Genomic DNA, 25,399 nt, shown 5'->3' on the forward strand with positions numbered 1-25,399 from the left:
ACGCTCTTTTTTTGAAAATTAAATCGTTTTCACTTGACAAAAATTGGTCTATACCATATAATAAATATAGATTGAAACGGAGGATGAAAAGATGAAAGTTATTAAAGTTGAAAACCAAATCGAAGGTGGAAAAGTAGCTTTTGAGATTTTGAAGGAAAAATTAGCCAATGGTGCTCAAACATTGGGACTTGCGACTGGAAGCAGTCCGCTTGAATTTTACAAGGAAATTGTTGAAAGTGACCTTGATTTTTCAAATCTAACCAGTGTCAACCTTGATGAGTATGTAGGCCTTGATGGCGACAATCCTCAGTCTTACCGTCACTTCATGCAAGAAAATTTGTTCAACCAAAAACCATTTAAAGAAAGTTTCTTGCCTCGTGGTGTTAAGGACAATGCTGAAGCTGAAGTTGAACGCTACAACCAAATTTTGGCTGATCATCCAGTTGACCTGCAAATCTTGGGAATCGGTCGCAATGGACATATCGGATTTAATGAGCCTGGTACTCCATTTGACAGTCAAACGCATCTAGTCGAACTGGATCAGTCTACTATCGAAGCCAATGCTCGCTTCTTTGACAAGATTGAAGATGTTCCAACTCAAGCCATTTCAATGGGAATTAAAAACATTTTGGATGCCAAGTCAATTATTCTCTTTGCTTACGGTGAGTCGAAAGCAGAAGCCATTGCTGGAACAGTGTCTGGCCCGGTGACTGAGAATCTACCTGCAAGTAGCCTCCAAAATCACCCTGATGTGACTATTATTGCAGATGCTGAAGCGCTTAGCTTGTTAGAAAAATAAAAAGTATAAAAACCACTTGCTCTTTGGAGTGAGTGGTTTTTTACTTCAAATGTTCACTATCCTGCTAAAAGAAATTTTTCTGTAAATCCCCGTAACAGTTGTCGATATTTCATATAAAAAGGTATCCAATAGAAAATTATTAAATGTCTGTAAACTTTGATATAATCGTATTGACTATTTTTTATGATACTATACGATTTTTATTAAGACAGTCGATAGTTGTTGATGCTGGAAACCATGATATAACTGGCAATTCCTGACATGTGAAGAAAGGTTGAAATCCAGCCTGTTATATTTGGTAGAAGCATGGTGAGAGATAGAACGATTAAAAGGATATAAAATAGTTTTAATCCTAAATTGAAATTTTTCCATATACTAAACATATTCATCACCCCACCTGTTACAAAAGCATAGCCAATAGCAGAGATACCCGATGCCTGAATTTCTTGATTCTGTGTTAATATATGGAATACAATTGAAGATATTACCATAGAAGTAATAAAAACTAAAAATACATATTTTGATCCCCTTTTATACTCCAATAGCCCACCAAAAGGAAGTAACATTAAAGTATTTAAAACTAAATGAAACCATATAAACCATACTGGTGCTTCTTTACTTCCATGCATAAATGTACCACTAAAGTATTGCCAACAATAAATTGGCTTTGAATGAAATGCAAATAAGTCATACATTACACTTCCCCAAAAGGTAGTAAGAATTCCTAGCAATAAACAAATTACAACTAAAATACTGACCACAGGGTAAATTTTTATGATTCTTTTCATGTTATAGATTCACTTCTAAATAATACTAATTTTTGCTAATCAATATGTGTCACTATTATATCATTTCCATCTATAAATGTTAATCAATTTTAACAAGATTAACAACAAGATTAAAATTGAAGATAATCAAAATTAACCTGCATTTTTTCTTGACAATTATTCCTTTTACGTGTAAAATAGAATAGATCTTGAACTTGAAGGGAGTGAAAAAAATGTCTAAAACAGTAGTACGTAAGAATGAATCTCTTGACGACGCACTTCGTCGTTTCAAACGTGCGGTTACTAAAGCTGGTACTCTTCAAGAAACACGCAAACGTGAATTCTATGAAAAACCTTCTGTAAAACGTAAACGTAAATCAGAAGCAGCTCGTAAACGTAAAAAATTCTAATTAGAAATGAAAGGCTGGAGAAATCTAGTCCTTTTTCTTTTAATACTCTTCGAAAATCTCTTCAAACCACGTCAACGTCGCCTTGCCGTAGATATGGTTACTGACTTCGTCAGTTTCATCTACAACCTCAAAGCAGTGCTTTGAGCTGACTTCGTCAGTCTTATCTGCTACCTCAAAACAGTGTTTTGAGCAACCTACGGCTAGTTTCCTAGTTTGCTCTTTGATTTTCATTGAGTATAAATAAATACTCCAAAGCCTGCAAAAATCTGAAACTTCCTCCCACAATTTGATATAATAGTAAAAAGAACTCGATTGAAGGAGGAAATGATGTCGGTTTTAGTAAAAGAAGTGATTGAAAAGCTTAGACTAGACATTGTCTATGGCGAACCAGAATTGCTTGAAAAGGAAATCAATACAGCGGACATAACACGACCTGGTCTTGAAATGACGGGGTATTTTGACTACTATACGCCAGAGCGGATCCAACTTTTGGGAATGAAGGAGTGGTCCTATTTGGTCAGTATGCCTTCTAACAGCCGTTATGAAGTTTTGAAAAAAATGTTTCTACCTGAGACACCAGCGGTCATTGTTGCCCGTGGTTTGGTGGTTCCAGAGGAGATGTTAAAAGCTGCTAGAGAATGTAAGATTGCCATTTTAACTAGCCGTACAGCTACTAGTCGTTTGTCTGGAGAATTATCTAGTTATCTGGATTCTCGTTTGGCAGAACGGACCAGTGTACACGGTGTCTTGATGGATATTTATGGTATGGGTGTCTTGATTCAGGGAGATAGTGGAATCGGTAAGAGTGAGACAGGTCTAGAGCTTGTCAAACGTGGTCACCGCTTAGTAGCTGATGACCGTGTCGATATCTTTGCCAAGGATGAAATTACTCTTTGGGGTGAACCGGCTGAAATCTTGAGACACCTGATTGAAATTCGTGGGGTTGGGATTATCGATGTCATGAGCCTCTACGGTGCCAGTGCTGTCAAGGACTCTTCACAAGTCCAGCTAGCTGTTTATTTGGAAAATTACGATACACATAAAACCTTTGATCGTCTGGGAAACAATGCAGAGGAAATAGAAATTTCTGGCGTAGCCATTCCTCGTATCCGCATCCCAGTTAAAACAGGTCGTAATATCTCTGTCGTGATTGAGGCTGCTGCCATGAATTATCGTGCTAAGGAAATGGGCTTTGATGCGACGCGTTTGTTCGAAGAACGTTTGACAAATCTTATTGCTCAAAACGAGGTGCCTAATGCTTGATCCAATTGCTATTCATCTAGGTCCTCTAGCCATTCGTTGGTATGCCTTGTGTATTGTGACAGGCTTAATTCTTGCGGTTTATTTGACCATGAAAGAAGCGCCTAGAAAGAAGATCATACCAGACGATATTTTAGATTTTATCTTGGTAGCCTTTCCTCTGGCTATTTTAGGAGCTCGTCTCTACTATGTCATTTTTCGTCTTGATTACTATAGTCAGAATTTAGGAGAGATTTTTGCCATTTGGAATGGTGGTTTGGCCATCTATGGTGGTTTAATAACTGGGGCTATTGTACTTTATATCTTTGCTGATCGTAAACTTATTAATACTTGGGATTTTCTAGATATTGCAGCGCCTAGTGTCATGATAGCCCAAAGTTTGGGACGCTGGGGCAATTTCTTTAACCAAGAAGCCTATGGTGCAGCAGTGGATAATCTGGATTATCTACCTGCCTTTATCCGTGACCAGATGTATATTGATGGGAGCTACCGTCAACCGACCTTCCTTTATGAGTCCCTATGGAATCTACTTGGATTTGCCTTGATTCTGATTTTTAGACGAAAATGGAAGAGTCTCAGACGAGGTCATATCACTGCTTTCTACTTGATTTGGTATGGTTTTGGTCGCATGGTCATCGAAGGCATGCGAACAGATAGCCTCATGTTCTTTGGCCTTCGAGTGTCTCAATGGCTATCAGTTGTCCTTATCGGTCTCGGTATTTTTATCATTCTTTATCAAAATCGAAAGAAGGCCCCTTACTATGTTACAGAGGAGGAAAACTAAATGTTAGAAGTTGCATATATTCTTGTAGCCCTTGCTTTGATTGTCTTTTTAGTCTATCTAATCATTACTGTACAAAAGCTTGGACGTGTTATCGATGAAACAGAGAAGACGATTAAAACCTTGACTTCAGATGTGGATGTGACCTTGCATCACACCAATGAATTGCTGGCTAAGGTCAATGTCTTGGCAGATGATATCAATGTCAAGGTAGCAACGATTGATCCACTCTTTAGTGCAGTTGCAGATTTATCTCTATCTGTTTCAGACCTCAATGACCATGCGCGTGTCTTGAGCAAGAAAGCTTCATCAGCAGGTTCAAAAACACTCAAGACTGGTGCAAGTCTGTCAGCTCTTCGTCTTGCAAGTAAATTTTTCAAAAAATAAAAAAGGAGAATCCTTATGGGTAAATTATCCTCAATCCTTTTAGGAACCGTTTCAGGTGCAGCTCTTGCCTTGTTTTTAACAAGCGACAAGGGCAAACAAGTTTGCAGTCAGGCTCAAGATTTTCTAGATGATTTGAGAGAAGATCCTGAGTATGTCAAGGAGCAGGTCTGTGAAAAACTGACAGAAGTTAAGGATCAGGCTACAGATTTTGTTCTGAAAACCAAAGAACAGGTTGAGGCAGGAGAAATCACTGTGGACAGTGTCCTTGCTCAAGCCAAATCATGTGCTCGCCAAGCGACAGAAGCATCAAAAAATCAATTCAATAATCTCAAGGAGCAATGGCAAGAAAAGGCCGAAACTCTTGACCAATCAGAAGAAATTGTGATTGATATCAAAGAAGAAAAAATCTAGATTTGATGAGACTGGGCAAAAACTCAATTCTCGGAGAAAATGAAGTAGATTTTCCCAGAATAAAACGCATAGTATTAAGGTTTTCATGTCCTGATATTATGCGTTTTTTGATTTTGAAAACTTTTTGACAAACCTTTTTTAAAACACATGAGTGTTATGATTTTTTATGGTATAATGGCAGTGTTGGAAGTGAAATATTTATACTCTTCGAAAATCTCTTCAAACCGCGTCAACGTCGCCTTGCCGTAGATATGGTTACTGATTTCATCAGTCTTATCTACAACCTCAAAACAGTGTTTTGAGCAGCCTGCGGCTAGTTTCCTAGTTTGATCTTTGATTTTCATTGAGTATTACATTTTTTATATTTTACTGATATTTTAGTAATATTAAGCGATCTATTTTTTTTATGATTAGAAATCAATGTAGTAGCTTATAATCAAGTAGAGGAAAAGCTCTAAAATTTTAGTCAAGAAATGATCTAGTTTTCTGTCAAGGCAAAATATTAGAACCCTCTATTTTGTAAAAAATAGTTAGAAAGAAAGTTGGTAAAATGAAAGATATTTTTAATAAACGTCAACGTTTTTCGATTCGAAAGTTTTCTATTGGAGTGGCTTCTGTATTAATAGGAATTGCCTTGTTTACACCATCTCAGGGAGTGCTTGCTTCTACGGAAAATAATTTGGCAACAGAGATAGGGGCTAACTCTGAAAGGGAGAATTCGACCCCTACTGTGGAGAAAAAACAAGAGGTTCAAAATTCACCAGAAAATCGAGGCGATCTTTCCAGAGCCCCAAAAGATACTCCAATAGGATCTACAAGGACTACAGAACCCGTGAGATCTGGGGATAAGGAAAATAATAGCTTGACCACAAGGGATTTCGTGGCGGGTGAAGACAGATCAAGCACTCCAGCGGTGAGAGCAGCATCAAATCCTTCCGAGGTTAAAAAGTATGAATTAACTGATGAGTATGCTAAACAAATAAAAGCTGGAATCATTGCTTCAGAAGGCAATAAAATTGATAGCTTGTTAGTTAATGGTCCTACTTTAACTCCTGAAGGCTTTACAGATAATGATTACTTAAAAGATAAAGATGAAGTTTACATTTATGAAAAAAATGGGAAAAAGTATGTAGGATACAATAGTCATCCGATGTTAGAGGATACTGATGGGGATGGCATTATTGATAGTAAAGAAAAGCCAGATGAAAAATTAAAATGGAATGTAAGTGAGCGCGATATGATTATGTTCATGGAATTGTCCTACCGTGATGATAATTATATTGATAGAGTGCTGGATCATAAGAAACCCTTAACAGAATCAGAGTTATATAAAAAGAATGGTGACAGTAAACCACGTTACGAATATATGATGATGAATAAGGAATTGGGACCTTATTGGGAAAGGAAGAAAAGTTATCATACATCTAGCGGACTAGATGCTGTCTTGTATGAAACTAAGAGTGATTTCTCATATTTACCAAATGGGACTGCACAAGTGTTAGCCTTTCGTGGAACAAGTGATGTGAAAGATATTAAAGCAGATATCACTCTGGGAACAGGAAGAAATCCTCAACAGGGGATAGATGCAGAAAATATCATGCGCGAACTAGCTAAAGATAAGAGCATTACCAATCTTTATTTAACAGGTCATTCTTTAGGAGGATATTTAGTACAACGGGCAATGGTTGAAGCCTATGAGTTGGCATATTCTGACAGCAGAGTCATGTCTCCTAAAGAACAGTTGGCTTATAGAAACTTTTATAATAATGTATTAAAAAAAGGAACAACATTTAATGCCCCAAAAGTAGTGACGAGTTTGGTTTCTGGTCGTGAATTTTGGCAAAAAGGTTTAGATAGCAAAAAAATAGCTAAGTCTGGGAAAATGACTCATTATATTGTTGATAATGATTCGACGATAAGAAAAGGTGTCAGCAATGATAGTGATGTTGTTATAAATGTTGGACGAACCAGTGGAGGTCATAGTTCACGTTCTTATTTTGAAGCCGATATGATTAATAGACGATCAGAGTTTATATCTGGGAAACGAATTTCTTTAGATGGGACAGGTTATCAAGATAAAAAAATTACAACAGTTAAATCTGTAGAAAAAGTTGGAGAAACAGCTGTATATAGTAAACGCGGAGACGACATCATTAAGTCAACAACTGTGAGTATGAAAGATCCTGATACAGGACAGATTACTAAAAATACACTTGACGAAGTGTTCAAGAAAGATGGTGCTAAATCTAAGGTTGTGGTTACGCCAATAGATTCAAGTGTTCGTTATGAAAAAGACGCGACAAAAGCTAAAGGTGAAGCAAAAATCACAGTAGCTGGTACTCCAGGAACTAAAACAGTAACTACCACTTATACTGTTAATCCGACAGATGGTAGCCTCATTCCCTATGAAGAACCGGCAGTAGTAGTCCCATCAAAACCGACAGTGGTCAAAGTCCCAGCTAAAGATGCGGTTGAATATCTCAAAGAAGGCGATGATGTGGTTAAGAAGACTACAACTTACGCGGTCAATGCAAGTACCGGTGCCTTAACTCCAACAGAAAAAAAGGAAATCTTCAAACAAAATGGAGCTAAATCTAAGGTTGTGGTTACGCCAATACAGTCAAGTGTTCGTTATGAAAAAGACGCGACAAAAGCTAAAGGTGAAGCAAAAATCACAGTAGCTGGTACTCCAGGCACTAGAACAGTAACTACCACTTATACTGTGAATTCGACAGATGGTAGCCTCATTCCACATGAAGAACCGGCAGTAGTAGTCCCATCAAAACCTACAGTGGTCAAGGTCTCAGCTAAAGATGCGGTTGAATATCTCAAAGAAGGCGATGATGTTGTTAAGAAGACTACAACTTACGCGGTCAATGCAAGTACCGGTGCCTTAACTCCAACAGAAAAAAAGGAAATCTTCAAACAAAATGGAGCTAAATCTAAGGTTGTGGTTACGCCAATACAGTCAAGTGTTCGTTATGAAAAAGACGCGACAAAAGCTAAAGGTGAAGCAAAAATCACAGTAGCTGGTACTCCAGGCACTAGAACAGTAACTACCACTTATACTGTGAATTCGACAGATGGTAGCCTCATTCCACATGAAGAACCGGCAGTAGTAGTCCCATCAAAACCTACAGTGGTCAAGGTCTCAGCTAAAGATGAGGTTGAATACCTTAAAGAAGGCGATGATGTTGTTAAGAAGACTACAAGCTACGAAGTCAATGCAAGTACCGGTGCCTTAACTCCAACAGAGAAAAAGGAAATCTTCAAACAAAATGGAGCTAAATCTAAGGTTGTGGTTACGTCAATAGAGCCAAGTGTTCGTTATGAAAAAGACGCGACAAAAGCTAAAGGTGAAGCAAAAATCACAGTAGCTGGTACTCCAGGAACTAAAACAGTAACTACCACTTATGCTGTGAATTCGACAGATGGCAGCCTCATTCCACATGAAGAACCGGCAGTAGTAGTCCCATCAAAACCGACAGTGGTCAAGGTCCCAGCTAAAGATGAGGTTGAATACCTTAAAGAAGGCGATGATGTTGCTAAGAAGACTACAAGCTACGAAGTCAATGCAAGTACCGGTGCCTTAACTCCAACAGAGAAAAAGGAAATCTTCAAACAAAATGGAGCTAAATCTAAGGTTGTGGTTACGTCAATAGAGTCAAGTGTTCGTTATGAAAAAGACGCGACAAAAGCTAAAGGTGAAGCAAAAATCACAGTAGCTGGTACTCCAGGAACTAGAACAGTAACCACAACCTATACAGTTAAACCTATAGATGGCAACCTCATTCCACATGAAGGTCAACCAGTTATCAAACCTTCAACCCCTACAGTGGTCAAGGTCCCAGCTAAAGATGAGGTTGAATACCTCAAAGAAGGCGATGATGTTGTTAAGAAGACAACAAGCTACGAAGTCAATGCAAGTACCGGTGCCCTTACTCCAACAGTAAGGAAAGACATTGCCAGTCCAAATGGCGTTAAATCCAAAGTCGTAACCAAAATAATTCCTGTAACAACACGGTATGAAGCAGATAAAACCAAAGATGTAGGAACTAATACGGTTACTAATAATGGATCTGAAGGTAAGGTAGTAACAACAACCTCAACACTTGTTAATGAAACTAATGGTACGGTAACGGATGGAACACCGATCGTTAGTAGAACAGAAATGGTACCAAAAGTCGTTAAAGTTGGTGCCAAAGATAAAGTCGTAGAAACCCCGATTGAACCAGAAGTGGAATACGTTAAAGATGTTGAAAAAGACTTCGGTACACCAGCTCAGCGTACTGAGGGTGAAAAAGGTAAAACAGTTACTACAACCACTTACGATGTAGATCCAAACGACGGTCATATCACAGAACACGTTGGTAATCCAGTCGTCACCCCAGCAGGCAAGACAATTGTTAAAGTTGGTGCGAAAACTAAGGTTGAACAATCTAAAGATCCTGAAGGTCGTGATGTGATTGATACCACTACCTATGAAGTTGATCCAAAAACAGGTAAGGTAACTCCGACAACAGTTCGAACTTATGGAACAACGAAAGAACCAACGACTGAGATAAGACCTGTACCATCCCCTGTTGTCTATGAAAAAGACGATAGTCGTGACAAAGATTTAGAACCAGTTAGAAAAGAAGGAATTCCTGGAGAAGAAACCATCACCACAACGTACACAGTAGATCCTAATACTGGAAAGATTACAGCAAGTGAAGGTCAACCAGTTCGTACGAAAGAACCAACTAATACTATTGTCAAAGTCGCAGCGAAGGATAAAGTAGAAACAACTGAAATCCCATCACCTAAGAAGTATGTGAAAGATGATACACGCGACAAAGATCAACCGAATGTGGAAGAAGCAGGACAAGCAGGTTCAAGCACTACCACAACAACATATAGTGTTGATTCTACTACAGGCGCTACTACAGAAAGAGTAGGAAAACCAGTAGTAGTGAATCCAACAGAAACAATTGTCAAAGTTGCAGCGAAGGACAAAGTAGTAGAAACCCCGATTGAACCAGAAGTTGAGTACGTCAGAGATGGTGAACGAGAAGTTGACACACCTAATGAACGCGTTGAAGGAGCTAAAGGTAAAACAGTTACTACAACCACTTACGATGTAGATCCAAACGACGGTCATATCACAGGACACGTTGGCAACCCAGTAGTCAGCCCAGCAGGTAAGACAATCGTTAAAGTTGGTGCGAAAACTAAGGTTGAACAATCTAAAGATTCTGAAGGTCTCGATGTAATTGATACCACTACCTATGAAGTTGATCCAAAAACAGGTAAGGTAACTCCAACAACTGTTCGAACTTATGGGAAAACGAAAGAACCAACAGTTGAGAAGAGAGTAGTACCATCACCTGTTGTCTATGAAAAAGATGATACGAAAGAAAAAGGTACAGCCCCAACTACTGTTAAAGGTGAAGATGGTGAAGACACTATCACAACAACTTACACTGTGGATCCTAATACTGGAAAGATTACAGCAAGTGAAGGTCAACCAGTTCGTACGAAAGAACCAACTAATACTATTGTCAAAGTTGCAGCGAAGGACAAAGTAGTAGAAACCCCGATTGAACCAGAAGTTGAGTACGTCAGAGATGGTGAACGAGAAGTTGACACACCTAATGAACGCGTTGAAGGAGCTAAAGGTAAAACAGTTACTACAACCACTTACGATGTAGATCCAAACGACGGTCATATCACAGAACACGTTGGTAACCCAGTGGTAACCCCGGCTGGTAAGACAATCGTTAAAGTTGGTGCGAAAACTAAGGTTGAACAATCTAAAGATTCTGAAGGTCTCGATGTAATTGATACCACTACCTATGAAGTTGATCCAAAAACAGGTAAGGTAACTCCAACAACTGTTCGAACTTATGGGAAAACGAAAGAACCAACAGTTGAGAAGAGAGTAGTACCATCACCTGTTGTCTATGAAAAAGATGATACGAAAGAAAAAGGTACAGCCCCAACTACTGTTAAAGGTGAAGATGGTGAAGACACTATCACAACAACTTACACTGTGGATCCTAATACTGGAAAGATTACAGCAAGTGAAGGTCAACCAGTTCGTACGAAAGAACCAACTAATACTATTGTCAAAGTCGCAGCGAAGGATAAAGTAGAAACAACTGAACTCCCATCACCTAAGAAGTATGTGAAAGATGATACACGCGACAAAGATCAACCGAATGTGGAAGAAGCAGGACAAGCAGGTTCAAGCACTACCACAACAACATATAGTGTTGATTCTACTACAGGCGCTACTACAGAAAGAGTAGGAAAACCAGTAGTAGTGAATCCAACAGAAACAATTGTCAAAGTTGCAGCGAAGGACAAAGTAGTAGAAACCCCGATTGAACCAGAAGTTGAGTACGTCAGAGATGGTGAACGAGAAGTTGACACACCTAATGAACGCGTTGAAGGAGCTAAAGGTAAAACAGTTACTACAACCACTTACGATGTAGATCCAAACGACGGTCATATCACAGGACACGTTGGCAACCCAGTAGTCAGCCCAGCAGGTAAGACAATCGTTAAAGTTGGTGCGAAAACTAAGGTTGAACAATCTAAAGATTCTGAAGGTCTCGATGTAATTGATACCACTACCTATGAAGTTGATCCAAAAACAGGTAAGGTAACTCCAACAACTGTTCGAACTTATGGGAAAACGAAAGAACCAACAGTTGAGAAGAGAGTAGTACCATCACCTGTTGTCTATGAAAAAGATGATACGAAAGAAAAAGGTACAGCCCCAACTACTGTTAAAGGTGAAGATGGTGAAGACACTATCACAACAACTTACACTGTGGATCCTAATACTGGAAAGATTACAGCAAGTGAAGGTCAACCAGTTCGTACGAAAGAACCAACTAATACTATTGTCAAAGTTGCAGCGAAGGACAAAGTAGTAGAAACCCCGATTGAACCAGAAGTTGAGTACGTCAGAGATGGTGAACGAGAAGTTGACACACCTAATGAACGCGTTGAAGGAGCTAAAGGTAAAACAGTTACTACAACCACTTACGATGTAGATCCAAACGACGGTCATATCACAGAACACGTTGGTAACCCAGTGGTAACCCCGGCTGGTAAGACAATCGTTAAAGTTGGTGCGAAAACTAAGGTTGAACAATCTAAAGATTCTGAAGGTCTCGATGTAATTGATACCACTACCTATGAAGTTGATCCAAAAACAGGTAAGGGAACTCCAACAACTGTTCGAACTTATGGGAAAACGAAAGAACCAACGACTGAGACATGATCTGTACCATCCCCTGTTGTCTATGAAAAAGATGATACGAAAGAAAAAGGTACAGCCCCAACTACTGTTAAAGGTGAAGATGGTGAAGACACTATCACAACAACCTACACTGTGGATCCTAATACTGGAAAGATTACAGCAAGTGAAGGTCAACCAGTTCGTACGAAAGAACCAACTAATACTATTGTCAAAGTCGCAGCGAAGGATAAAGTAGAAACAACTGAACTCCCATCACCTAAGAAGTATGTGAAAGATGATACACGCGACAAAGATCAACCAAATGTGGAAGAAGCAGGACAAGCAGGTTCACGCACTACCACAACAACATATAGTGTTGATTCTACTACAGGTGCTATTACAGAAAGAGTAGGAGAACCAGTAGTAGTAAATCCAACAGAAACAATTGTTAAAGTCGCAGCGAAGGACAAAGTAGTAGAAACCCCGATTGAACCAGAAGTGGAATACGTTAAAGATGTTGAAAAAGACTTCGGTACACCAGTTCAGCGTACTGAGGGTGAAAAAGGTAAAACAGTTACAACAACCACTTACGATGTAGATCCAAAGGACGGTCATATCACAGAACACGTTGGTAATCCAGTCGTCACCCCAGCAGGCAAGACAATTATTAAAGTTGGTGCGAAAACTAAGGTTGAACAATCTAAAGATTCTGAAGGTCGTGATGTGATTGATACCACTACCTATGAAGTTGATCCAAAAACAGGTAAGGTAACTCCGACAACAGTTCGAACTTATGGAATAACGAAAGAACCAAAAGTAGAGTTAGAACAAAATCCTAAGACAGGTGATGTTACAGTGACACCGAAGAAACCAGATGGGTCAACATATCCACCAGGAACTAAGGTAGAAATCCCAGGTAAAGGTGACAAGCCAATCACAGTCACAATCGGTGAAGACGGTAAAGGTAAAGTACCAAACAGTGAATTACCAGAAGGTAAAGTTCCAGGTACAGGTAAGATTACTGAACCAGGTAAACCAGCTGTGGAAGTTCCAGTAGAAAATCCACCTAAGGTAACAATTTTTGAAAATGGTGTATTACCGGCTTCAATTGAATTGCCAGAGCTAATGATTGAGGTTCGCTGGATTGATGAAGATGGAAATGTATTGAAACAATCTGTTAAGACAGGTAATGAAAAGGATGCTGAACATAGATCAATTCCAGGATATGAATTTGTACGAACTGTGATAGCTGAAAATGAACCAGTAATGACTCACATTTTCAGAAAAGTAAGTTCAAACACAAATACAATTCCAGTAACACCTGATACTAATGGAAATTCTGGTCACGATACACCTGAGCTAACAACTCCAACTCCAATTCCAGTTGTGCCAGTAATGCCTGATGCTAATGGAAATTCTGGTCAAGATACAGCTGCACCAACAACTTCAGTTCCAGATGCAGTTGCTCCGAATGCAGATCAGGTAGATACTAAGACTACTAATGATAATGGAGCTAAGTCAAATGATTCTCAAAATGTATTGCCAAATACAGGAACAGAATCAAATGCTGCTCTTGCATCTCTAGGACTTCTTGGTATGCTAGGTGGTCTCGGACTTGCTCTTGCAAAGAAAAAAGAAGACTAAAAATGTAGTCAAAATATGAATGGTTCATTGTTAAGTGGACAATAAATAAAAAAATAACAACAGCCTTGTTCCTCATTTCAAGAGGTGCAAGGCTGTTCTTGTATTCTCGGAAAAGTAGATAGTATTCGTAATAAGATATAGTGGATTGAAATAAAATGTACGCAAATCGATTGGTCAATTTCTAAAAATGAATTAGGATTCGTGTTGGACTATTCCAACTTCAATCCGCTATACTCATTTGAAATCAAAGTTCCACTTTTGTTGATAGCCTATTCAAGAAATATCGTTGTATAAGGATATACTTTGAAATGATAGGCATAGTGAATCAATGATTGGATTTTTAATTAAAACTATCATCTATTTGTTTCTAAGACGTAAGTTTATGAATTTGATTTAAAATAATATAAATTTATATTCATGATAGTTATTTGAAGAATATCTTAAAATTAAGGGTCGGATATCTATTGTTATGTATATTTATTTTTAATTATTATAAATAACTTGATTTCGCTTTCTTGAAACTTACTGAAAATTCGTGAAATTAGGCATATTTACACTATTTTGTTTGATTGAATATGTTAAAAGTGTTATAATCTAGCTGTAATAGCTGTAATAGCTGTAATAGCTGTAATAGCTGTAATAGCTGTAATAGCTGTAATAGCTGTAATAGCTGTGATAGCTGTGATAGCTGTGATAGCTGTGATGTCAAATATCCATCATAGTAGTTTTTATTGTTTTATTCCCAGTGGGAATATTGCTTTTAAATTTGATTTTGTGTTTTAACATCAGGAGGGACAATGGAAAATAAATCAAATTCACTCAATAGAATAAAGCGTCATCAACGTGAAAAGGTGTTGCGCTTTTCTATTCGTAAATATAGTTTCGGTGCCGCTTCAGTTGCTGTTGCAGCACTGATGTTTTTAGGTGCGCGCGTTGTTAGCGCAGATACCGTAAGCGGAAGCAGTTCACAATCTACGGCGGGTGTAGTACAACCTAATGATAAGGGCAACTCGCCTGTGGGTATTAAGGAACCTACTGAAAATAAATCAGAAGTAGTCAATAATGCTTTAGAAAATAAAGAAACTGCACTTGTTGAAAATGGTAGTAATACGGTTGATAAAAGTCAGTTAAGAACAGTAGTTGAAGAATTAAATTCTCTTCTTTCAACTAAATTAAATCTTGACGACTCAGTGCTTTCTTCTGTAAAAGAAAGAGTTCAGAGAGCTCAGACGTTACTAGATAAAGCTGATGCAGTTCAAAAAGATATTAATGAGCTAAAAGAACTTTTGTCTGCTGATTTAGCTACTTTATCTAATGCGGTAAAAGAATCAAGTGAGGTTCGAGAAAGTAATACTGGAACTGAGGCTGAAAAACCAGCGAGCCAATCTTCTTCTGAAGTAAGAGCAAGCGAAGAGAATCAAACTGTATCAGCTAAAAAAGATTCTTTGAAAGTATCTGTTGATCAATTGAAAGTAGCAATTTCAGAAGTTCCTGAACATGATACTACGAAAGAAGTTCTTGAAAAAGCCAACGAACTATTGGGCTTGGCTCAAGGAGTTCTTGAAAACACAACAGTTTCTCTGAACGAAGTTGAAGAAATGAACAAACTTGTGAAGAGAATGTTTATTTCTGTTAAAAATGCTACAACACGTTTGAGTTCAGGTGCTCGTGACTCACGTAATGGTCAGAGAATGAGGCAAGGTACCGGTGAAAGGGCAGCAACGGTATCTTCAACTTGGACTAATCAAGATAATCTATTAAGTTACCAACGATTCCGTGCAACTGACGGAAATGGAACTGTTAGAAATGACGACAGACGATTTACAGAAAATAAAGTGGATATGACCGCTCGAATCGAGACGATTGGTGGCGTAAAATATGCAGTTTATGATATCTTCTTTAACAATGATGGAAAATCAATGGCTAATTTAAGTAGGTATCAGACATACAGATTCATATTGCAACCTAAAATCTTAGATTTAGCCAGTAGTGGTGCATATAATCCAGATACAATAAGAGATTTATCCTTTGAAATCTATCGTAGAAATAATCAAAATGAAGGTGGAACACTCTCTCAAAATCCGGAAAAATTTCATCGTGAAAGGACACTGAATTATCACTTTATAAATGATAATGAAAGAACTCAGAATGGATTCACCTATTCTTACAGCTTAGGTGTCCGTGCTTCAGGGGATCATTATAGGGATATGAAGGATATCTTTAAAGGAAATAACTATGATCCCTATTTAGAAAAGGCTGTAAAATTAGAAGGAAAATACAGAAATTTTAGTTATGGATTAGGGCTGAAAACTGAGGATAAAACAGCTGCTGTTCATATGCATTTAAAAACAAAATTAAGGTCAGGTGTAACTGAAGAAGAAGTTAGACAAGCATTTACTATAGCTGTTGCAGGCACTTTTGGTCAGACAACACACCAATCCTATGTTTTCGGATCCGGGAAAGAAGCTAGCGAGCATGTAGAACCGACTGTTAAACAAAGTACAAAATACCCTATTAGTGGTAAAGAGGTTACAAAGAAAGTCGATGAACCTCTTGGAAATCTAGATAGGCCAGTGGATGCTGGTTTTGTAACACGAAATAATAACTTCCCTGCAGATGTCCATTGGAGTTGGCCAAGTGGGAAACCAAGTACGACTACAGCTGGGGTATTCCGTTATAAAGTGAAAGCACAGTACTCTGATAATACTTCAAATACTACTGATGTAACATTGAAAGTGCGTCCAAAGCAACCTGTGATTGACCCAAATTCTGTAAATGAAAAAGCAGGGAAGACTGAGCAAACGGTTACTGTAGATGTAGGTAATGGAGTGCCTACTGGTTCAACAGTGACCTTATATAGTAATGGTACGGTTATTGGGACTGGGAAGACTACTGGAACAACTGCTACAATTAAGGTATCAAAAGCATTGCCGTCTACAGCCATTACAGCTAGAACAAGTGTACAAAACGTTGAATCAGATTCTAGTGCTCCTGTGACGCCAACGCCTGAACGTGATACACAGCCTCCAACTGTGAAAATGACAAACCCAACAAATAACAGAGACTTTGTACTAGGAAGTTCTGAAAATAATTCTCCAGAAGTTGAAGTGTTCAGAGGGGCTACTTTAGATATTCCGTTAAAAATGCACGACAACAATGCCAATGGGAAAATTAATATCAAACATATTAGTGGATTACCTAAAGGTGTTAACTTAAATAATGGAAATACTCTTACAACCAATAGTGGTTCAGAAACCAAACCTGCAACTGCAACTATTTCAGGAAGAGTGGCAACTGATGCTCATTTAGGAACTAATGTTGTTACCTTGAAAGCTTCAGATGATGCAACAGGAAATGTTGATAAAGGAAATCAATCTACACTGAAATTTAAAGTTAAAACATATGATTTAGCGTTTGAAGATCGTGGTACACCAATTAATGATAACACTCGTTCTGATGTATTAGGACTTAAGCAGAGAAGTGCGGATCCAAATCATTACTTAACAACAACAGATGGAACGAATAAAGGAGACGGATATTTTGGAGCAGATATGAAATTCCGTTACCTAAACGGGAATGAAATCAGCGAACATGTTTCCTTTGACAAGATTGGAAAATACGATGTTAAAGCCAGAGCTTATTTCCCAAATAGTAAAACTTCTACAAAAGGATTGCCAACAAATCCTACAACAGGATTAACAGGAGATACTGCTTCTGTAGCTGGTAGAGGATTTTTAGAAAAAACAATCGAGTTTAATGTTAAGCCAAATACTCCGACGCTAGCTCAAGAACAATTTTATGGTACGGCAAGTTCACGACCAAGTGTAACAGTAGGAAATCTGCCAACAAGTGATCAATTGCAAAATGGATCGAATGTAACGGTAGAACTTTATCAAGGTACAACTAAGGTCGCCAGCAAGACTGTGACAGATAGAAATGGTACAACCACTTTATCTGCAGGAGACTTTACTGCTAATTTGAGAGAAGGGCAACCAGTTCACGCAGTAGTAAAAGTTAGCGGGGGACAAAATGCTACAGCTTATTCTGTAACTTCGGATAATAGTGCAGATAGAAACGTTACAGGAAGAAGTGTATTTGCTCAACCGGCTAATAAAATTGTTCAAATAAAAAAAGGTAATTTATCCGAAGAAGAAAAAACAGCCATTAAGAATGCGATTTTTGAAGCTAACAAAACCGGCATCTTAAGAGGTAAAACAGTAAATGACATTACCATTACGGACGCTGGTGTTATTCGTGCGGTGGATAAAGATAATAAAGTAGCAGAGCTAGAAGTAAATCCTACAACTGGAGTAGTGACTCGTTATGCTCATATTCGTGATGATTATAATTTGACATTTAAGAATAATGGAATCCTAGCTAATCGTCCTACTGACAAAGGTTTTGAATGGAGCCAAGATGGCAAGAGTTTAATTTATAAATTCGATGCAACAAAAGGTACTCCATTACCAATTAATGACATTTTGAACACTATTACAGCAAATCCGAAAAATCCTGATGCTAGTAGGCAACCTTCGTTAACAGTTGTTAATGGTACTGATAAAGTTGCAGGTGAAAGAAAAGAAAACGGTTATAAACATGAAGGTGGTTTCTTCTATCACAACAATAAACCGGTGAACGTATTAGATATTGTTCGTGATAATTTTGCCGGTGGAGGAACTGTCGATAATTCAGCCAATAAACTAGTAGAGACAAATCGTAGTGATGTTAATGATAGAAACATCGTCGGAACTAACTTAGAAAAAGAAACTACAACAATTCCAGTATCCAACGGTGCAGGAACAGTTACCATTAACACTCCTGTTGTGAAAGCGAAAGATGGATCGTCGTTAATTGTAAAACGTAAATTGTATTTGATGCCGAAATGGACAGATGCAGCATTGTTAGCGGAACGCAATACAACGTTAGAAAATAATACTAATGTTATCAATTTGTATTTTGTACCTGTTGATCCAATTAAGCCAGAGGTAGCCCGTTCGAATTCAAATACTTTAGCAACTTCAAGTAATCAAGCAACACGTTTAGCTGAAAATACATCGTTTACTAGTCTTGTTAAAGTAACAGATAATTACGATAAAGATGATGCGACGAATGCTACTACTAATACTGTTCGTAGCAAATTAAATATGTGGGTTAAAACGGGTAACACTAAAACGCTCATTGTAGAAAATGGAGTTGAAAAAACAGATGTTATTACACGTCTGAAAAAAGAAGTTACCCCAGCGACTTATGAAGTCTTTGCCAAAACAACAGACGCTTCTGGTAACAAGAGTCATGAGGATACTAGCGATGGTGCAAGCCTTGGCTTCTTTAAAGTTGGATATAACTTGGTGGCACGTCAGACAATTAATGTTGTGCGTGGGGAAACTCTGACACAGGCTGAATTGAATAAACTGGTTCAAGTTCGAGAAGGGAATACACTTCAAGATTTACCACAAGGCGCAACTGTCACAGCAGCGCTTGAAACTGCTAGCATCAGAAGCGGAAAAGAAGAGACAAAAACGGTAGAAGCGACTGTTAATTTCGGAGAAAATAGAACTCAAAAAGTTACTTTAACTTATAAAGTTTTAAATACATTCCCAATTGCTCGTAAACTTTATGATTTTAAAAATCCAGATACAGCACGTAGTGGAGGTTCATCTGTATACTATCATAATGGAGGAACTATTCCTGATGGAATGACTTGGATTTATAAAGCAAGTGATAATGTGGCACAACCTGGAGATAAATTTACAGAAGCTCTTGCAAAAGATCCGGTAGGAACTACGAATTATAAATTTGGTGGTAAGTATGACTATAGTAGAAATACAAATCGTCCAACCACAACAGGTAATTTAGAATATACTGAAACTGTTGTTCATGAAGTGTTTGATGTAGAGGCAAATCGCACAAGAGTCACTGTTTCAAAAGGTGCTACTTTAACAGAACAAAATGCCAAAGATGCTGTAACTAAGGTAACTGGTTCTGATAATTTACCAGACGGAACAACTTATGAGTGGGTAAATGCTCAAGGAAATAAACAAACTCCTACAGCAAATACTCCAGGTGTACAGAACTATAGAGTAAAAGTTACATTACCAATGTCTCAAACAGGGGCGAATCAGCCAGACGCAACACAAAAAAGACCATCTAAGATAATTGATGTTAAAGTCAATGTAAAACCGGATGTGCCAACATACAATACAACAATAAAGGCAAATGGTAATATCAAAGTTCCAACAGTTGCATCAACAGATAGAGAATTAACAGGTACAGGTGCTCCAGGAGCTAAGATAAAAGTAACAGTACCAGGTGTAACAATTAATGAAGTTACAGTAGGAGATAATGGAAAATGGAGAGTAAGTCTTCCCAAAGGTCTAAATAGTAATCAATTAAATCAAAAACAGCTGGTTCCTCAAGATCAAGTGACTATTACTCAAAGTGTAGGTGGCGTAGAAAGTGATCCAGTGAATGTAGCTGTATCATTAGGAGAAACAACGATTCAACCATCTGAAGAGAGAGGAAATAGCCTATTTGCGGGAGCTAAAAATATAGTAGTAAAAGCCCCACACGATGCAGGTATGGTTTATGTATCTTATACAGATAAAGCAACAGGTAAGGCACATGAGATAGGCCTAAAACGTGAAAATATTAATAGTCCATGGGTTTCAAATAAACCAACTCTAGGGGAGGTTAAGAATACAACAAAAGATGCATTTACGAATACAATCACTATTGAGATGAAAGAATCTATTGCAGAAGGAACTGCTAAAGCAATAGCTAATATTTCAGAAGGTAAGTATTCAAGTGCAGTTGATTGGAAAACAATTCAAGTTACAAACCAAGCCCCAACCGTTACATCTGCAGTTTCAGGCAATGAAAAAATAGTAGAATTCGGAGAAAATATAGATCTTAAGACTTTAGTTACAAAAGCTGACTATGAAGATGATAAAGATGCAACACGTGGTACTAAAGTACGAACAGAGATTGTATCAGTAAATGGACAAAATAATGTGAAAGATATCAATTCTAGAAAACCGGGCACATATATTGTCAAATACAAAGCAATTGATAGTCAAGGTAAAGAATCAGGAGAAATACAATTAACGGTTAAAGTTAGGGAAGATAAACCAACACCACCAACAGCAACTGCACCAAGTGATGGAACAGTAACAGTAACACCAACAGGGGATGCTGATAAAGTAATTGTTAATTACACAGATGAGAAAAATGCTCAAAAAACAGTAACCGTAGTTAAGGCTAAGAATGGAACATGGTCATCATCAGATAAGCCAGCAGGTGTAACAGTAGATTCAAGTACAGGGCAACTCCTTATTCCAGCTGAAGGTGTAAAAGATAAAAGTCAGGTAACAGCAACAGCTACGAAAGGTGACAGTCATCCATCAGAACCAACTACTGTGACGGCACAAGCAAAAGACTTCACCCCAGTGAAACCAGATGAGAAGGTCGTTGTTCAAGACAAATCCCACTTAACTCCAGAAGAGAAAAAACAAGTGGAAGATAAGGTCAAAGCGAAGAACCCAGGTAAGACTGTCACTGTAGGGGACGATGGAACCGCAACGGTTACCGATCCAAGCACTAAGATCAGTCATCCAATCGCAGGAAAAGACCTAGTTAACGAAGGCTTCACTCCAGTGAAACCAGATGAGAAGGTCGTTGTTCAAGACAAATCCCACTTAACTCCAGAAGAGAAAAAACAAGTGGAAGATAAGGTCAAAGCGAAGAACCCAGGTAAGACTGTCACAGTAGGGGACGATGGAACCGCAACGGTTACCGATCCAAGCACTAAGATCAGTCACCCAATCGCAGGAAAAGACCTAGTGAACCAAGACTTCACTCCAGTGAAACCAGATGAGAAGGTTGTTGTTCAAGACAAATCCCACTTAACTCCAGAAGAGAAAAAACAAGTGGAAGATAAGGTCAAAGCGAAGAACCCAGGTAAGACTGTCACAGTAGGGGACGATGGAACCGCCACGGTTACCGATCCAAGCACTAAGATCAGTCACCCAATCGCAGGAAAAGACCTAGTTATCGAAGACTTCACTCCAGTGAAACCAGATGAGAAGGTTGTTGTTCAAGACAAATCCCACTTAACTCCAGAAGAGAAAAAACAAGTGGAAGATAAGGTCAAAGCGAAGAACCCAGGTAAGACTGTCACAGTAGGGGACGATGGAACCGCAACGGTTACCGATCCAAGCACTAAGATCAGTCACCCAATCGCAGGAAAAGACCTAGTGAACCAAGACTTCACACCAGTGAAACCAGATGAGAAGGTTGTTGTTCAAGACAAATCCCACTTAACTCCAGAAGAGAAAAAACAAGTGGAAGATAAGGTCAAAGCGAAGAACCCAGGTAAGACTGTCACAGTAGGGGACGATGGAACCGCAACGGTTACCGATCCAAGCACTAAGATCAGTCACCCAATCGCAGGAAAAGACCTAGTGAACCAAGACTTCACACCAGTGAAACCAGATGAGAAGGTTGTTGTTCAAGACAAATCCCACTTAACTCCAGAAGAGAAAAAACAAGTGGAAGATAAGGTCAAAGCGAAGAACCCAGGTAAGACTGTCACAGTAGGGGACGATGGAACCGCAACGGTTACCGATCCAAGCACTAAGATCAGTCACCCAATCGCAGGAAAAGACCTAGTTAACGAAGACTTCACCCCAGTGAAACCAGATGAGAAGGTTGTTGTTCAAGACAAATCCCACTTAACTCCAGAAGAGAAAAAACAAGTGGAAGATAAGGTCAAAGCGAAGAACCCAGGTAAGACTGTCACTGTAGGCGACGATGGAACCGCAACGGTTACCGATCCAAGCACTAAGATCAGTCACCCAATCGCAGGAAAAGACCTAGTGAACCAAGACTTCACCCCAGTGAAACCAGATGAGAAGGTTGTTGTTCAAGACAAATCCCACTTAACTCCAGAAGAGAAAAAACAAGTGGAAGATAAGGTCAAAGCGAAGAACCCAGGTAAGACTGTCACAGTAGGGGACGATGGAACCGCAACGGTTACCGATCCAAGCACTAAGATCAGTCACCCAATCGCAGGAAAAGACCTAGTGAACCAAGACTTCACACCAGTGAAACCAGATGAGAAGGTTGTTGTTCAAGACAAATCCCACTTAACTCCAGAAGAGAAAAAACAAGTGGAAGATAAGGTCAAAGCGAAGAACCCAGGTAAGACTGTCACAGTAGGCGACGATGGAACCGCAACGGTTACCGATCCAAGCACTAAGATCAGTCACCCAATCGCAGGAAAAGACCTAGTTAACGAAGACTTCACCCCAGTGAAACCAGATGAGAAGGTTGTTGTTCAAGACAAATCCCACTTAACTCCAGAAGAGAAAAAACAAGTGGAAGATAAGGTCAAAGCGAAGAACCCAGGTAAGACTGTCACAGTAGGGGACGATGGAACCGCAACGGTTACCGATCCAAGCACTAAGATCAGTCACCCAATCGCAGGAAAAGACCTAGTTAACGAAGGCTTCACCCCAGTGAAACCAGATGAGAAGGTTGTTGTTCAAGACAAATCCCACTTAACTCCAGAAGAGAAAAAACAAGTGGAAGATAAGGTCAAAGCGAAGAACCCAGGTAAGACTGTCACAGTAGGGGACGATGGAACCGCAACGGTTACCGATCCAAGCACTAAGATCAGTCACCCAATCGCAGGAAAAGACCTAGTGAACCAAGACTTCACACCAGTGAAACCAGATGAGAAGGTTGTTGTTCAAGACAAATCCCACTTAACTCCAGAAGAGAAAAAACAAGTGGAAGATAAGGTCAAAGCGAAGAACCCAGGTAAGACTGTCACAGTAGGGGACGATGGAACCGCAACGGTTACCGATCCAAGCACTAAGATCAGTCACCCAATCGCAGGAAAAGACCTAGTGAACCAAGACTTCACCCCAGTGAAACCAGATGAGAAGGTTGTTGTTCAAGACAAATCCCACTTAACTCCAGAAGAGAAAAAACAAGTGGAAGATAAGGTCAAAGCGAAGAACCCAGGTAAGACTGTCACAGTAGGGGACGATGGAACCGCAACGGTTACCGATCCAAGCACTAAGATCAGTCACCCAATCGCAGGAAAAGACCTAGTTAACGAAGACTTCACCCCAGTGAAACCAGATGAGAAGGTTGTTGTTCAAGACAAATCCCACTTAACTCCAGAAGAGAAAAAACAAGTGGAAGATAAGGTCAAAGCGAAGAACCCAGGTAAGACTGTCACAGTAGGGGACGATGGAACCGCAACGGTTACCGATCCAAGCACTAAGATCAGTCACCCAATCGCAGGAAAAGACCTAGTGAACCAAGACTTCACACCAGTGAAACCAGATGAGAAGGTTGTTGTTCAAGACAAATCCCACTTAACTCCAGAAGAGAAAAAACAAGTGGAAGATAAGGTCAAAGCGAAGAACCCAGGTAAGACTGTCACAGTAGGGGACGATGGAACCGCAACGGTTACCGATCCAAGCACTAAGATCAGTCACCCAATCGCAGGAAAAGACCTAGTGAACCAAGACTTCACACCAGTGAAACCAGATGAGAAGGTTGTTGTTCAAGACAAATCCCACTTAACTCCAGAAGAGAAAAAACAAGTGGAAGATAAGGTCAAAGCGAAGAACCCAGGTAAGACTGTCACAGTAGGCGACGATGGAACCGCAACGGTTACCGATCCAAGCACTAAGATCAGTCACCCAATCGCAGGAAAAGACCTAGTTAACGAAGGCTTCACCCCAGTGAAACCAGATGAGAAGGTTGTTGTTCAAGACAAATCCCACTTAACTCCAGAAGAGAAAAAACAAGTGGAAGATAAGGTCAAAGCGAAGAACCCAGGTAAGACTGTCACTGTAGGCGACGATGGAACTGCAACAGTTACAGATCCAAGCACTAAGATCAGTCATCCAATCGCAGGAAAAGACCTAGTTAACGAAGGCTTTGGTGTAAACGGTATTCCAGAAGTAACTCCAAGTCAACCAGAGTACACAGATCCAGTAGGCACAAGCAGTACAGATGGAAACGGGAACTTAATAGATCCGCCAACAGTTGAATTACCAGAATTCAACGGTGGAGTAAATGGAGAACTTCCAGATCCAGTAGAATTACCAAAAGTTAAGTTAATCATCACTAAATGGATTGATGAACAAGGTAATGAATTGAAGCCAGCAGATGCGAAAGCTCCAGCAGTATTAGGTGAAGCGAATGAAGCATTTGAACATGGTGAAATTGAAGGTTACGTATTTGTAAGAACAGATGTTAATGAAGAAGGTGATGTTGTAACTCATGTCTTCAGAAAAGTTACTCCAACTAAACCAGAAGGTAATGGGGAACAACAAGGTGGAGATAACACACCACAACCAACACCTGGAGTACCAACTGATAACACAGAACGTAAACCTGAAACAGAAAAACCTACTGTGCCAGATACCAAACAGGCTGAACAACCAACTCAAACAGTTGATGCTCAGGTAGCTCCTTCTCAAAATCAAGCAGTATTGCCAAATACTGGTACGAAAGCAGATCGTGCTACAGGTGCATTAGGTGCTCTCTCTCTTCTTGGAGCATTTGGTTTGCTATTTGCTAAAAAGAAGAAAGACGATGAAGAAGAAACACGAAACAATTAAGATGAGTCATTAAATTGAACTGAAAATGGGTTGTGTTAATTCTTAGAGGAAGTAACGGATAGAAAGA

The 25,399-nt window shown here is 39.2% G+C and carries 12 protein-coding genes; 9 read left to right on the forward strand and 3 right to left on the reverse strand.

Annotation, left to right across the window (positions count from 1 at the left end):
* Positions 1–91 precede the first annotated feature (91 nt).
* Positions 92–799, forward strand: coding sequence for a glucosamine-6-phosphate deaminase (locus QS39_RS05755; protein ID WP_023945627.1), 708 nt, complete (start codon positions 92–94; stop codon positions 797–799).
* A gap of 203 nt (positions 800–1,002) precedes the next feature.
* Here the strand turns inward: QS39_RS05755 and QS39_RS05760 are convergent, their stop codons facing one another.
* The gene (locus QS39_RS05760; protein WP_023945626.1) at positions 1,003–1,587 is read right to left on the reverse strand and encodes a rhomboid family intramembrane serine protease; all 585 of its coding nucleotides are present in this window, start codon (positions 1,585–1,587) and stop codon (positions 1,003–1,005) included.
* 212 nt (positions 1,588–1,799) lie between these two features.
* On the opposite strand from QS39_RS05760, the gene rpsU reads away from it, so the two are divergent.
* Positions 1,800–1,976 carry a 30S ribosomal protein S21 gene (rpsU, locus tag QS39_RS05765; protein ID WP_000048054.1) on the forward strand — a complete coding sequence of 59 codons (177 nt, stop codon included), beginning with the start codon at positions 1,800–1,802 and terminating at the stop codon, positions 1,974–1,976.
* 39 nt (positions 1,977–2,015) lie between these two features.
* On the opposite strand, the gene QS39_RS11310 is transcribed toward rpsU, so the two are convergent.
* Complete coding sequence (locus QS39_RS11310; protein ID WP_077804892.1) at positions 2,016–2,207, reverse strand: hypothetical protein; 192 nt, start codon at positions 2,205–2,207, stop codon at positions 2,016–2,018.
* 96 nt (positions 2,208–2,303) lie between these two features.
* Here QS39_RS11310 and hprK point away from each other — a divergent pair, with 96 nt between their 5' ends.
* From hprK to QS39_RS05790, 4 genes are read left to right on the forward strand one after another with little or no spacing between them, the layout of a single operon-like run.
* Positions 2,304–3,239, forward strand: a complete 936-nt coding sequence (hprK, locus tag QS39_RS05775; RefSeq protein ID WP_180375048.1) for an HPr(Ser) kinase/phosphatase — start codon at positions 2,304–2,306, stop codon at positions 3,237–3,239.
* Positions 3,232–4,020 carry a prolipoprotein diacylglyceryl transferase gene (gene lgt, locus QS39_RS05780; protein ID WP_077804894.1) on the forward strand — a complete coding sequence of 263 codons (789 nt, stop codon included), beginning with the start codon at positions 3,232–3,234 and terminating at the stop codon, positions 4,018–4,020. The genes hprK and lgt overlap by 8 nt, the downstream gene beginning before the upstream one ends.
* On the forward strand, positions 4,021–4,404 hold the full coding sequence (locus QS39_RS05785; RefSeq protein WP_000895040.1) for a DUF948 domain-containing protein: 384 nt from the start codon (positions 4,021–4,023) through the stop codon (positions 4,402–4,404). It begins immediately after the preceding gene.
* Positions 4,405–4,419: 15 nt separating this feature from the next.
* Positions 4,420–4,815: a YtxH domain-containing protein gene (locus tag QS39_RS05790; protein ID WP_077804895.1), complete on the forward strand. Its 396-nt coding sequence runs from the start codon at positions 4,420–4,422 to the stop codon at positions 4,813–4,815.
* A gap of 164 nt (positions 4,816–4,979) precedes the next feature.
* Here the strand turns inward: QS39_RS05790 and QS39_RS11315 are convergent, their stop codons facing one another.
* Entirely contained in the window at positions 4,980–5,159 is a 180-nt protein-coding gene (locus tag QS39_RS11315; RefSeq protein WP_077804896.1) for a hypothetical protein, read from the reverse strand.
* A gap of 206 nt (positions 5,160–5,365) precedes the next feature.
* Here QS39_RS11315 and QS39_RS11320 point away from each other — a divergent pair, with 206 nt between their 5' ends.
* The 3 genes from QS39_RS11320 (at position 5,366) to QS39_RS05815 (ending at position 25,332) form a co-directional block, all read left to right on the forward strand.
* Positions 5,366–12,088 carry a G5 domain-containing protein gene (locus QS39_RS11320; protein WP_257617707.1) on the forward strand — a complete coding sequence of 2,241 codons (6,723 nt, stop codon included), beginning with the start codon at positions 5,366–5,368 and terminating at the stop codon, positions 12,086–12,088.
* 111 nt (positions 12,089–12,199) lie between these two features.
* The gene (locus QS39_RS11325) at positions 12,200–13,690 is read left to right on the forward strand and encodes an LPXTG cell wall anchor domain-containing protein (RefSeq protein ID WP_257617708.1); all 1,491 of its coding nucleotides are present in this window, start codon (positions 12,200–12,202) and stop codon (positions 13,688–13,690) included.
* A gap of 797 nt (positions 13,691–14,487) precedes the next feature.
* A complete protein-coding gene (locus QS39_RS05815; RefSeq protein ID WP_077804897.1) occupies positions 14,488–25,332 on the forward strand; it encodes a YSIRK-type signal peptide-containing protein in 10,845 nt (3,614 codons plus the stop codon).
* Positions 25,333–25,399: the final 67 nt, after the last annotated feature.

Source organism: Streptococcus mitis (genome assembly GCF_002005545.1).
Taxonomy (GTDB): Bacteria; Bacillota; Bacilli; order Lactobacillales; family Streptococcaceae; genus Streptococcus; species Streptococcus mitis_I.